This window comes from Roseobacter sp. N2S, from assembly GCF_031454055.1.
Classification (GTDB): Bacteria; Pseudomonadota; Alphaproteobacteria; order Rhodobacterales; family Rhodobacteraceae; genus Amylibacter.
In genome coordinates this window covers 185,378-198,177 of sequence record NZ_JAVDQB010000008.1, presented here as the reverse complement: position 1 = coordinate 198,177, position 12,800 = coordinate 185,378, and the positions used below count along the sequence as shown (strand labels likewise).

Sequence of the window (12,800 nt, the reverse complement as noted above, 5' to 3'; positions counted from 1 at the left end):
TGATCTGTGCGAAGCTAAATCGTCCGTTCTTCATCGTAAATCTCCTCAGATACCTTGCCGAGAAAATTCTACTTTTGAACACCACTAATTTTAGGTGGGATTACCGGAGGTCATACGGTGGCAATCTTGGCTCATGGTCTTCAAACAATTGCTCCCACTCGACACAAAAAGCTAGCAGATCGAATATTGGAATCTGGCGGGGCTTTGGTGGCGGAGTATAGATTCGGCCAAGAACCACTACCGGCGAATTTTGTTAAGCGAGACCGAATTCAGGCTGGGTTTGCCCAAGGCGTCGTTATGATCCAGTCGGATCTGGTAGGTGGAAGTCTGCATGCGTCTCGTGCATCAATCGGATATGGTCGGTGGCTGACTGTGCCGTATCCAACCGACCAAGATGTTTCCCGGTCGGAGCCAAGGATTCAGGCAAATCTGCTGTTAGCGGATGGCAATTTGAAGGAAAGGGCTGCTTTGCTAAAATGTGAACAAAATGACTTGGAGCGCATTATCACCCTGCGGAGCAAATCAGATTATGTGCGGATGCTGGAGGGGTATCCCCTTGCAGATCACCAAGCACCGCCTATTCAGGAAGCAGTTGAAGACCTTTTCTCGCGTCCACAAGCCATCGACATAGCATCAGCACCTCAGACATCTGCGAAAGCCAGTCGAGACGACCAGTTCCTTCTCGAACACATCATAATGGTAGAAGAACAGCTAAAGCTTCATCACCGAAGCATTGCCGAGCACGGCCAAGCCATAAAAAATAGCGACCACTACAAAAAAATGATGCACGATTTTGATCAGCTGAAATTGTCTTTGCTGCGGGTTTTGGAAGAAGATCTAAAGTTTGGCCAAAAATAAAGGTTCATCGGCATTTATGATTAGTCCTGCGAGCAATGCGATTTATGCACATGCCGAGATCGTCGACAGCTATTTGAATCTCAAAAGAAAAAGCATATTTATCGTTGTATTGGTCCTACCTTCAGTCAGGTGCCACAAGCCCAAGTTTGGATTCTGCTAATGCTCTTGCGTCATCAACGAGTCGCGGGGTTTCAACCAATGGTGCGCCGTTCACTTCAACCAAATAGCTTCCCTTTGCATGGCCATGTGTTTCCATGCGAATGACCAATGCACAGATTGATCCTTCACGACGAAAGTAGCGAGGATCGCCTTGTTTTCCTGATGACCACCCGTCTCTTGGCGACGGGAAGCGGCGCTGTAATTCGGCATTAACTGCGTCGAGAACGCCCTTTGCATTTTGATTGGCGCTGTCGGCTTCGAGCATCGCCGTAGCCCGAGCCCGTTGCCTTATAAGCGATTTTGTCGGACTTTTGATGATATTGGAAATGATGCGTTCAATGTTCATTTTGAGCTTCCTTCGCTGATTTAAACCATACTGCCAATTCCGACCCGTTCTCCCGCCACCAGTGGCTAAGCCGATCAATGGCCGAAAGACCTTCGCGCACGGCTTCAATTTGCTGGGTGAACGGCCCTTGCGTATCCAAAAAGGGAGTATCGACTACCAATCCCAACGACCGTCTTGCCGGACGCATATAGGCACCTATTGCGCTCAAACTTGTTGGTTCGGGACACTTGCCAACCAACAAGCCCCAGCCACCAATCATGAATTTGGCTGATGCAGTGGCTGCGCCGCTATCTTGCGCCTGCACAGAAATTCTTGGCCGAGGAATGTTCGTGTAACTCGGCAACATTTGCTTGGCATCAAAATAGAAAGTCCGCGAACCACTCGGGCGCGTCCCAGCCCCATTCGGGTTAACCTTGAGGCGCAAGGCAGGGAATTCATTTTGAACCAGTTGTGCATATGACGAGAAAAAGTCGCCCGTCTGTGCGTTTGGCACTGGCTCGTAAGGTGTTTCCGCTTGTTTGATTGCGCGGAGCATCAACGTCAAATCCGTTCCGGTTAGCATCGGCGCAATCGCCTCGTAAGACACGTGAACGTCAAACTTGCTTGCCTGTTTTGATGAGGACAAATACATTTGGGGCGCGATCAAAACGCTACGCGCCTTGCAACCTATTGATCGAAGGTATTGGACTGAGCCTCGATACCGATCCGGTTGCCATTCTCCGCTTCGTGTCACACTCCAGCCAGCATCGATTTTGTTCTCGACGAGCAAACGTTCGCCGTTGGACAGGTTTACGTCCAGATCAATCGACCCACTACAAATGAAGTGGCGCTGTTGTTGTGTTACTGATTGGACCCGACAGTTGGGCGCAGCGAAGACCTGGTCGATGAAGCGCAGCAAAGTTGCGCTGTTCGTCATGAATAACCGTTGTAAGCCGCCATCAATTTCAGCCTCGGTCACACGTGGTGTAAAGTGGTTCATTGCGTTTTCTCCGTTTCAACAATGGTCGTCCACCGCGCTTCTGCTACAGCCTCAGTTTTCTGCGCTAAGTCGCGCATTTCTTTTTGAAATACGTAAAATTTGGCTTTGAGATCAAAGCAAACAGCATCAAGATCACGTTCTAGATCACCAGACCAAAGCTGGCCTTGAATAGAGTCTGGGATTGTAGATGCGGGAAAACGGGTTGGTGTGGGGGCGTTAAGCCAAGTTCCCCGAAGGCGATCAGGTGCGAGTTCAAGAACACTGTCTTCGTCCAAAAGATTGCGAAGATGTCCCGCACTTATCTCCGCCCAATCAAAGTAACTGTGTTCGGCGACGCGCGGCTCGGGGGATTTGTCAAAATTCACTTCAATCAATGGAAACTCTTCCTCTTCGATGGTTGCCTTATGAATAGTATCCCAACCGTCAGTATGTGGATTGTCGAAGGTGATCTCTGGTTTGTGACTCCACGCTTCTTTTTCTCCAGTCACTTCTGTAGCTGTCAGAAACGTGCGGAATTCAATCAGACCTTTGACGCGCTCGACTTTGTCGGCTGGCCCCAATGCCAAGCGGTATTCCCCCCAGCATTTGAACTCTACGTCTAGCTCGCTGCCGTCTGCAAATGCCAAATGTCCAGAATACGGCGTTCCCTGAAGGCGGCGGAAAAGCGGTATGGAAGGGACGGGAGGACATTCGTCCGAGCAAATTTCACAATGAACCAATCCCTCACCTTGGCTTGATACCCAGACGTAATTGTTCTTTGTGTCAAAACAGTTTTCTCTGACATCGTATCGACCGAAACACCGGTGAACATCCGACCAATAGGTCTTCAGATCGTGCCGTTTGATGACGCTATCGCTCATCATTTGTAGCTGGCGAGCTAAAGCGGTCCAGCTTTGCTCGGCATAAGCGTTTTCGAACGAGGCACCCGTGCCGTAACTGCACCCTTCAAATATTCGAAACAGGATTTCATCCTGACCGCAGCTAAGGCACTCGGCAATCGCATGTGCGAAGTCGAAGTATTTTGCTGACTTTTTCGCAATGCCATCGCGGCGTGACTGGCTCGCTGTCTCGGGCAAAGTGTATGTGTTCAAACGCTTTGTTGAATCTGTGCCCTCTCCACCAAGACCTGCCAATTGAACTACATCCAGTTTCCTTACCCCATTTTTATTTTGAAGTTCTTCAAGTAGGGCATGGAGGTTTTGTGCGACAAGCATCTGATCGTCTGGTGAAAACGGTGTTTTTTTCTCAAGCGCGGCACGAAGATCGTCTGCACGACGCATTGGACCACTGGGAGTCGATTTGTTGGATTGAGTGATTGTTGGGGGGAGTTTATAAATTTCTGCCATGTTTTTCTCCTTAAACTCGACCACGGTAACGGCGGGATTTTTGAGCCCTCCCGTTGCGGAACGCTGTTACGACCTGATTATTTCGGTCGCTCCAAATCACCGTTAGATTGGTTAAACGTTCAGCAAGTTGCGCACTTCCTTGCTCAACAGCTAATTCTACAATTGCGTCACAGCTAAGGCGAAGCGCACGGCAGTCATCGCCAATTTCATGATCTTGATCGTGACGGGCTACGATCTGTTCGATCAACATGGTTGGAATGCCGCGCTGTTCGAAGCGTCGCGCTGCATGATGGGATATTTGAATGTGTGACATGGTGTTCTCCTGTTCCATGCCATCAAAGTAATGAGCAACATCGCGCCCTTCCTTCCTAAATTCGGAAAATAGGCGGTCTAAAATTCAGAATATTTATAGGCAGATTTTAGGAATTTTTCAGACACTATTTCGGCGAGGGCAGCCTTTGACGCATTTTCTTTTGAGAGAAATTAGCTCAACTCCAGCACGCTAGGCTCAGAAAGTGTTGTTGCTCGGAGAAGTGTTTCGCGAAAGCAACTATCAGTCGAACCTAGAAGTAGGGCAGCTTTGTCCCGCACGTCGGACTTCTATGCAAAGTGCAGCGAATGGCGGCTCTCCGCCCTTTGTGTTGACGGCACTTCCGGCCTTCTGCAGACCTTGGCCACGATTTCAAGATCCTGCGGTGCGGCCCGTATTTGCGGGTCATTCATTCACAATGCAGCCTTTTATCAAGTGAAACGTCGGTCAGCGGACAGGTCGACGATCATATATGATGCAAAAATGCGCCGAAAATTGGGAACTCTGGCATATTGTTTTGAAGTCTATTTTGAGCTAATCACTGACGTTCGAAGACAGTGCATTTGGAGAACCGATTTGTTAGCGAAAAGAATTGTCAGAGGCGCTGTGTTCGGTGCAATCGTAGCGGCCTCCATAACTTTCTTGCTTGTCTTAACTACAAGCGGAAATGGAGAAGATTGGTCATTTCTCTCGGAACAGCAATTTCAAGGATCGTATCCCGAACTCGACTACTTTTCGGTCTATTTAGTGCCTTCGATTTCCAAACTCGCGGTTCAAACGGCAATTTGGGGTAGTATTATTGGAGCCGTAATTTCACTGATCACGTGGGCTTTCAGTAGCAACCGTGAAAAGCGTGAATAGTATGAAAACCAAGACCGCTTTGGGCGGTGGGCTCAACCGGTGAACGCAACACTTTAATCTTTAGGAAAAGATGGAGTTTTTGCAGCTTTCGCAAGACTGCCCGCAAAGCAACGCAAACGCAGCGAACTCCCGTTTTCCGCCCAGACTGAACGCATTGGCGTCGACCTACTACCTTCCGCCTTTTGAGAAACTGGATGACGCCATCATGCCCTCATACCGTTTCAGCGCCGCGGCAATAGCCGCACCTGGCAGCTGGCACGTTTCGCGGCCGTTTCTGTCGGTGCACTCAGCTGCCTCACCCCACCCGAAGTCGCTATCTCCCGAACATTGCATGAACCGCAGCACGTGATCTTGCGCTCATCCGTGGATCGCTATTGCCGGACGCTTTCCTTATCTCTTGCAACCACCCCAGTTCATTCGCCGTCACCGGTGTTCCGAATATCTCGGCGATCGCTTTTGCTGCGGTCGCACCCACAGCCTGCTCCAGTGCCAAGCCCATCAAGAACGCGGGGTCACACTCCAAACCACGCGCCATACTGGGCACCCTATCCATTGCCAGCTTGCTCGCCCCGTTCTTGATCATCGTGATCATATTCGGGTTCGGGAATCCGGCCTCTTTAGCAATCTGCGATTGGGATTTTTTCGATTTTAATTCGAGCACCCGACGCGCAACATATTTTGCAAGGTCAGTGTCTTCGTGTGGTTTTTTGGTCATCGCTATCCTCATAGATCATACGCAGCAGATACTGCTCATCTTTATTATAGCGTCGGTGTGATTGGGGTTTGTGGGGGAAAAGCGTTTATTATAGTTGGGAAAAAGATTGTAACCCATTGTTTTCTTTAGCCCCCAAAATCGCCTAGTTGGAAAATTTGTTCAACGAAATCAGAGAGGGATATAGGAATCATAATCCGCGTGTCGGGGGTTCAAGTCCCTCTCCCGCTACCAACACTTTCAAGTAGTTAGACGGTTTCACCCCGCACACGCTGCGACAGCAGTGCGGTTAGTTGGGGCGTTTTGTTCCTTGTCTGTTTTCCTCAAGCTTTCTGATCGCCGACTTACCAAGGGCTGGTTCGCTGCTCATATAATGCGCATTTAGGGCGATGTCTGGTTATCGGTGGTCTCATTGACGAGGCTCAATGGTTGATGAGCTCCGGCACAATAGGTTGATTGCGCACCTGAGAGGCCAGCGGCGCGCGCCACTTGACGCTTCTCATGGATTGATCAAGCCACGTCCTGACGGGAAACTCCAACGGCATATCGCGCAACGCAGATTGCAGGTTACGCGATATGACCTGTAGCAGATTGTTGATGTCAGGGGCGATTCCCTCTGCAAGGCCACAGACCGCATCCTGTTTTAGGTCCTCTATTACGGCGCTATTGTGGGCAGCAAAGCTATCCCGCAGCCACGGAGTTACAAGGTCAACGACAGCCGCAAATGCCCCCGCTATCATTCCTGATGAATCAAGAAACGGGGCAGCAGTTCTGGTATGGATCACAGTCGTCACCGGCAGGTCAAAAGATTCCGCAACCTCTTGCCCTGAAGAACACGCTGTCGCAGTCAGTCCGCGTGACTTGGCCTGTTCGGCGAGGCGATCCTGATTGACCTAGCCACACAAAAATAGACCATATGTTCCAAATCGAATAGGTAAACAAAGGTGCCCAGATCGCTGCGCGCTCGATTCTGCCGACAACCTGCCCTTGCTCAAAACAAGCCCGATCAAATTGTCCTATGGCACATACGGAATGCTCAGATTCGCCATACTTAACGCCCCTTCAAATCAGGCCATGTATCGCTCAGGCGATAACCTTCGGGCCACGGATCATCAGGGTCCAGCATGTGTTGATGTGTGCCTGTGATCCAAGCGCGACCTGTGATTTCGGGAATAATCGCGGGGGTGTCGCCGACGGTCGTTGTCTGTGCAATGCGACCATGGAACTCGGAGTTAATAATCGAGCGGGCTGTGAAGGTTTCACCGACCTGCATTTTATCCCGTGCATGAAGCAGCGCCATGCGTGCAGAGACTGCAGTGCCCGTAGGGGATCGGTCGATTTTGCCTGGCTGAATGGCCACGGCTGCGGATGTGGTCAGGTGGCTGCCCTTCCGTGCGATTGGTCCAGCAAATAGGCAGAATGAGAAGTGCTGCCAATCGGTGTTTTCGGGGTGACGGAACGTCAGTTGCGCATTGGCAGCGTTGGTGATTGCCACGCCCAAATCCGCCAGCGCCTTGGCCTCGGAAGCAACCAATTTGAACCCGAGGGAAGCCGCATCAACAACGACAAAACTATCGCCACCAAAGGCCGTGTCGACAGTGATCTGGCCGATCCCCTTCACGTCCAACCGCACGCCCAACGCGCTTGCAAACGACGGCAGGTTGCGCACGGTGATCCGCTCAGCCTTGCCATTGCAGCATTCGGCACGCACGCGAACCAGACCGCCGGGGGCTTCCAGAGTCATTTCCGTGATCGGTTCGGTCATCGGGATGATCCCGCTGTCCAGAAGCACGGTAGCAACACAGATCGAGTTTGAGCCAGACATCGGCGGTGTGTCTTCAGGCTCCATGATGATCCAGCCCATTTGGGCCTCTGGATGCACTGGTGGCACTAACAAATTCACGTGGCGGAATACCCCGCCACGTGGCTCGTTCAGCATGAAATTGCGTAGTGTCTCATCCTTGGCGATCCAGGTGCGTTGCTCCCACAAGGTCTTGCCCGGAGGTGGGGCTACACCGCCGACAATCACATCCCCGACTTCGCCTTCGGCATGGCAGGACACAACATGGATGGTTTTGATGCTGCGCATTCTAGATATCCTTTACCAGACGCAGGGCATCGTAAATTGCTGCATGGGTATTGCGCGCTGACACGGCGTCACCGATACGGAATAGTTTGAAGGTTCCATTCTCGTTGCTATTGACACATTGCGGCGTGCCGGCAACCAACGCATCATAGTCCACCTCACCCAAATTTGACGACGATGGTTTAAGATCGAAATAAAGCTCATCCAGCGGCAATGTGCCATAGTTCACGACAACCTGATCTATCTCGGTCTCATAGGTGTGATCGCTATAATCGGTGCCAATCGTCGCGGTCAGTTTGTTTCCACTGCGTGCAACCCCCATTAAACGGCGCGTGACGGTAAAGGTCACGTCCTTATCTTGCAGCGAACGCATATAGGGCACCAAATTCATCGCCATCACATCAGGTGAAAAGGTGCGATCCGGCGTCATGATCTCGACCGATGAACCCGCATTTGCTGCAATCTCTGCGGCCTGCAATGCTGGATGATCACCGCTTTCATCGTAGATAAGCACTTTGGCCGCAGGTTTCACATCGCCAGAAATGATGTCCCAAGCAGATACAACATGCGTATGCTCGACTTTTTGCTCAAACAGTTCCAAGTTCGGCATGCCGCCAGTTGCGACAATCACGACGTCGGGGCTTAGGGCGGTCACATCATCCGCTTCGGCCAGTGTATTGAAATGGAACGTGACATCGCGCGCCGCACATTGCGCCATGCGCCACTCAATGATCCCGATCATTTCACGGCGACGTGGGGATCGAGCAGTAAGACGCAGCTGCCCACCTGGCTCTGCTGCGGCCTCGAATACGGTCACGTCATGGCCACGCTCTGCGGCGATCCGTGCGGCCTCTAGCCCTGCGGGGCCTGCCCCTATGATCACAACTTTTTTCTTGACCGTTGCAACGGGAATATCATGCGGCATGGACAATTCACGTCCGGTTGCTGCGTTGTGGATGCACAACGCTTCGCCTGCTTGATAAATGCGATCAAGGCAGTAGGTCGCACCAACGCAGGGTCGAATGTCATCCTCGCGACCTTCAATGATTTTGCGCACAATATGCGGGTCAGCCATATGGGCGCGGGTCATGCCGACCATGTCGAGCAAGCCAGCCTGCACAGCATGCCGAGCTGTTGCAACATCAGGAATGCGGGCCGCGTGAAAGGTAGGCATACCTGTGGCCTTGCGGACTTCGCCTGCGAAATCGAGGTGTGGGGCAGACTTCATACCTTGAATAGGGATTACATCAGTCATGGCTGGATCGGTATGAATGCGCCCTTTGATGACGTTAAGGAAATCTACCTGGCCGGTGGCTGCTATACGTTTAGAAATTTCCAAGCCTTCGTCGTGTGTGATGCCACCTTTCTGGGCCTCATCCGCCGTATAACGCATGCCAACTATGAACTCTGCGCCAACGCGCTTGCGGATCGCTTCGACAACATCAAGCGGGAACCGCATTCGGTTTTCGAGCGTGTCAGCCCCATAAGGCCCAATCAGATCATTGGTCAGAGGCGACCAAAACTGGTCAAGCAAGTGGCCGTAGACCTGTAACTCGATCCCGTCCATTCCGCCCGCTTTCATGCGTTCGGCAGAATCTGCGAAATCGGAAATGATACGGTCAATATCCCAATCTTCGATTAGCTTGGGAAAGGCATGGTGCGCGGGTTCGCGGTGTTTGGATGACGACACCGAAGGCAACCAGTCGCCCTTGTTCCAATTGGTTCGCCGGCCCAAATGGGTCAATTGGATCATTACCGCGCAATCATGTTCGTGCACCGCATTCGTCAGGTTTTGGATCCATGGCACGACCTCGTCTTTGTAAGCCAGGATGTTGTTGAACACAGGTGGGCTGTCTCGGCTGACCGTGGCCGACCCTGCTGTCATTGCAAGGGCCACACCTGCCTTGGCACGCTCGGCATGATAGGCCGCGTAACGTTCTTTTGGCATGCCATCTTGTGGATACGCCGGCTCGTGACTGGTCGTCATGATACGGTTGCGCAATGTGAGGTGTTTAAGCTGAAAAGGCTGAAGCAATGGGTCGGTGGACATCGGAGTATCCTTGTAGGTTGATTCCTGACAGGTATGTCAAGTCAGCCTCCCCACACTTGACACACCTGTCAAGTATTTTAAGAATGCGCCTATGAAAAAGGACGACACCACAAAGAACCGCGCCAACCGCGAGACGTGGATTGACGCTGCATATACCCTCTTCGTTAACGATGGGATTGAAGCGGTAAAGGTCATGCCGCTCGCCAAGACGCTCAACCTGGCACGCACGGGATTCTACTGGCATTTTAAAGACTTGTCCGAATTACAGGACGTCATCATCGACATGTGGCAGACCCGAAACACGGGTATCATCCTAGACCGTTGTGCCGCGCCCGCTCAAAGCCTGTGTGCCGCGCTATTCAATCTAATCGATTGCTGGATCGACAATGATCTGTTTGATGCACCTCTTGATCTCGCGATCCGTAACTGGGCGCGGAATGATGCGCGCCTGCAATCGCTTGTCGACCAATCCGATGAAGTTCGTTTAGCGGCCGTAAAGGCCCTATTCGCAAGATTTGGCAAAACAGGAGACGCCGCCCACTACCGCGCACTGACAGTCATACTAACCCAAACAGGCTACTACTCAATGCACCTGTCCGAGCCTCGCTTGCAACGCGCGATCGCTGGATGCCAATATGCAGAAATATTTGCGGGTATGTCACCTTCAACGGCCGAAAAAGAGGCGTTCCTCGAGCGTCATCGCTGAACGAGTTTTCCGATGTTAAATCTGGAACCTCTCTTGTCTCTTGAAGACGCTTATATTTGTCGCTCTGCGCAGAAACCTCTGTCATCCACCAACGTCGCAGGGCTGATCTGGTTAGGGCGAACCCTGTCGCTGGTGCAGGTCTTTGGGGCTGCGATTATCTTGGGGTCTGTCTGTGCAGGCCAGCGCGCCAACCGCCCACAATCGCCACGGATTATTTCCCCTGCACCCTTACGCGTAAGTGGAGCCACGCGTTAATGGTCACCCAAGCGCGTTCACGCCAAACCCTCTGCCAGCGCGTCGAAAACCACGCGCAGGCGCCGGGAGCGTGTGGTGTCGCGATGGGCCACAAGCCAGATCGGGAAAGTGATCGGCGCAAATCCCGGCATTGCGCGTTCCACGGCCGGGTCAGCGTCCCCGATACGCGCATCGAGAATGCCAATCCCCATGCCCTGACGCACCATTTCCCACATCACCGTGAAGTTGCGACAGCGATACGGGAAGTTAGCGCCCTCAAGCACCACCCCCTGACGGGCAAGCAAGGCCTTCAGACTGCCCTGACCGTCGATCTCGATAAAGTCGGCTTTTGTGAACGCTTCTGGCTGCGCGGGTCGGCCAATCCGGTTCAGATAGTCTGGCGCGGCATAGAGCGTGGCCGCCGCGTCGCGCAGTTTGCGAGCGATCAGTTCTGGCTCTGTGGGGCGGGTATTGCGTACAGCGATATCGGCTTCGCGCCGCGATAAATCCGACAGGTCGTTCGAAACCACGACCTCTATGCGAATACCTGGTTCAGCCGCATGCAACCGCGCAAGGATCGGCGGCAGAAGATAGCTCGCATAGGCATCAGAAGCCGAGATCGCCACCTCTCCTTCCAACACATCGCTCTGGCCCCAAGCCGCCAACGACAGGGCGCGCGCACCCTCCCCCATGAGCCGTGCATGATCCAGCAAACCATGACCCGCTGGCGTTAGACGCAAACCGCGCCCGGTACGCTCGAACAGCGCCACGCCAAGCTCTGCCTCCAGCGCCTCGACCTGCCGTCCAACTGTGGGCTGTGCCAGCTTCAAAGCGCGCGAAGCCGCAGAAAGCGAGCCTTCTTCTGCTGTGACAAGAAAGGCCCGTGCCCGGTTCCAATCAAAAGTAACGCTGCGCCATTCCATGCATTTATGCATATCAGATCAAGAAAACAGGTCAATTCCCCATTAATTCGAATGGATTTATGACAAGCGCATTCTCGCCAGCCACCCACGCAGGAGTTCTCGATGTCTGCCTTTGAAGACCCAACATCCCGCCCCTATGCCCGCCTAACAGGCGCACTCTACCTGATGATCGCAGCCGCTGGTGGCTTCTCAATTCTATATGTACCTGCCACGTTGAACGTAGCGGGTGACACCGCCGCGACCTTTACGAACATCGCGCGTCACCGCGGGCTTTTCCACGCAGGGCTCCTTGGGGATCTGGTGATGATGATGGCGGAAGTGATGGTCTCTGCAATGCTGTATTTCATGTTCCGTTCTGCGAATGCGGCACTGTCACTGGCGGCGTCTTATGCGCGGCTGATGATGGTTGCCGTTATGGCGGCTATGCTGTTTTTCCACGCAGGATCACTGGCGCTGGCCGACGGAGCAGTGCCGTTGGGCAGTTTCTCACAGGAGCAGCGGATCGAGTTGGCGGGGCTGATGCGGTATATCCACCATGCTGGCGTCTGGATCTGGCAGCTTTTCTTCTGCCTGCATCTGACCCTGCTGGGCACATTGGTTGTTCGTTCGGGTCTATACCCCCGTCTGATCGGAATAGGGCTACTGGTGGGCGGCACCGGCTATCTTGTGGATAGCATTCAGATGTTCGCCTTCCCCGACCAGATGGCACTGGAGACTGTGAAAATCATCCTGCTGTCGATCACAACCCTGTCCGAGATCGGATTTTCGCTGTGGCTGATTGCTCGTGGACCACACAGACCGGCTTTCTGAAACCCTGTGGTGGCGCGGGCGCAGGATCAGAAAAATTCTATCGCATCAATTACACCACTTCGGGTTTCTCCCGCGTCGTAGACTTCCTTGAATTTGATGGCTCTTGTTCCCGAACCCTCCATTTCTGTCGTCAACAAAACTGAATATTTCAACAGCATTGGACGATCTTTCCAGTACATCTCCACTTTTTCTGGACAGCTCAGCTGGTGTGTATCAGCGCCGTGGCCGTAGGACACAAGATGTCTGTGAGGAGCAGGCAAGTGATGCGCAAGAAGGGTGCAGCAAACATACTGGACAGTAGACAGGAAGAAAGGCCGCCTTTTGGACAACAACTTCGAGAAACGGTTCTGGCCTTCCCTTAAATGCGAATGCACCTGCTTGCATCGGGGTGCTGTCGCGGGATTTTACAGCCCAAGCGCC

The 12,800-nt window shown here is 52.8% G+C and carries 12 protein-coding genes; 3 read left to right on the top strand and 9 right to left on the bottom strand.

Annotated features, from left to right (window positions below):
- Positions 1-117 precede the first annotated feature (117 nt).
- The gene (locus GGE09_RS17695; protein WP_309747502.1) at positions 118-858 is read left to right on the top strand and encodes a DNA-processing protein DprA; all 741 of its coding nucleotides are present in this window, start codon (positions 118-120) and stop codon (positions 856-858) included.
- Positions 859-979: 121 nt separating this feature from the next.
- Here GGE09_RS17695 and GGE09_RS17690 read toward each other — a convergent pair whose 3' ends face one another.
- From GGE09_RS17690 to GGE09_RS17655, 8 genes are all read right to left on the bottom strand, one after another.
- Complete coding sequence (locus GGE09_RS17690; RefSeq protein WP_309747501.1) at positions 980-1,363, bottom strand: hypothetical protein; 384 nt, start codon at positions 1,361-1,363, stop codon at positions 980-982.
- Positions 1,353-2,342 (bottom strand): hypothetical protein, encoded by a 990-nt coding sequence (locus tag GGE09_RS17685; protein WP_309747500.1) that lies wholly within the window; start codon positions 2,340-2,342, stop codon positions 1,353-1,355. Before GGE09_RS17685 ends, GGE09_RS17690 begins: the two co-directional genes overlap by 11 nt.
- A complete protein-coding gene (locus tag GGE09_RS17680) occupies positions 2,339-3,688 on the bottom strand; it encodes a hypothetical protein (RefSeq protein ID WP_309747499.1) in 1,350 nt (449 codons plus the stop codon). The genes GGE09_RS17685 and GGE09_RS17680 overlap by 4 nt, the downstream gene beginning before the upstream one ends.
- A 10-nt stretch (positions 3,689-3,698) precedes the next feature.
- Entirely contained in the window at positions 3,699-4,001 is a 303-nt protein-coding gene (locus GGE09_RS17675; RefSeq protein WP_309747498.1) for a hypothetical protein, read from the bottom strand.
- A 1,171-nt stretch (positions 4,002-5,172) separates the two neighbouring features.
- Positions 5,173-5,574, bottom strand: coding sequence for an XRE family transcriptional regulator (locus GGE09_RS17670; RefSeq protein ID WP_309747497.1), 402 nt, complete (start codon positions 5,572-5,574; stop codon positions 5,173-5,175).
- A gap of 419 nt (positions 5,575-5,993) precedes the next feature.
- Positions 5,994-6,356: a hypothetical protein gene (locus GGE09_RS17665; RefSeq protein ID WP_309747496.1), complete on the bottom strand. Its 363-nt coding sequence runs from the start codon at positions 6,354-6,356 to the stop codon at positions 5,994-5,996.
- A gap of 266 nt (positions 6,357-6,622) precedes the next feature.
- Complete coding sequence (locus GGE09_RS17660; RefSeq protein ID WP_309747495.1) at positions 6,623-7,660, bottom strand: trans-3-hydroxy-L-proline dehydratase; 1,038 nt, start codon at positions 7,658-7,660, stop codon at positions 6,623-6,625.
- Position 7,661: 1 nt separating this feature from the next.
- Entirely contained in the window at positions 7,662-9,707 is a 2,046-nt protein-coding gene (locus tag GGE09_RS17655) for an NADH:flavin oxidoreductase (RefSeq protein ID WP_309747494.1), read from the bottom strand.
- A 91-nt stretch (positions 9,708-9,798) separates the two neighbouring features.
- Between GGE09_RS17655 and GGE09_RS17650 the strand changes: the two genes are divergently transcribed.
- Positions 9,799-10,413 (top strand): TetR/AcrR family transcriptional regulator, encoded by a 615-nt coding sequence (locus GGE09_RS17650; RefSeq protein WP_309747493.1) that lies wholly within the window; start codon positions 9,799-9,801, stop codon positions 10,411-10,413.
- A 272-nt stretch (positions 10,414-10,685) separates the two neighbouring features.
- Here the strand turns inward: GGE09_RS17650 and GGE09_RS17645 are convergent, their stop codons facing one another.
- Entirely contained in the window at positions 10,686-11,570 is an 885-nt protein-coding gene (locus GGE09_RS17645) for a LysR family transcriptional regulator (protein WP_309747492.1), read from the bottom strand.
- A gap of 102 nt (positions 11,571-11,672) precedes the next feature.
- On the opposite strand from GGE09_RS17645, the gene GGE09_RS17640 reads away from it, so the two are divergent.
- The gene (locus GGE09_RS17640) at positions 11,673-12,380 is read left to right on the top strand and encodes a DUF4386 domain-containing protein (protein WP_309747491.1); all 708 of its coding nucleotides are present in this window, start codon (positions 11,673-11,675) and stop codon (positions 12,378-12,380) included.
- Positions 12,381-12,800 lie beyond the last annotated feature (420 nt).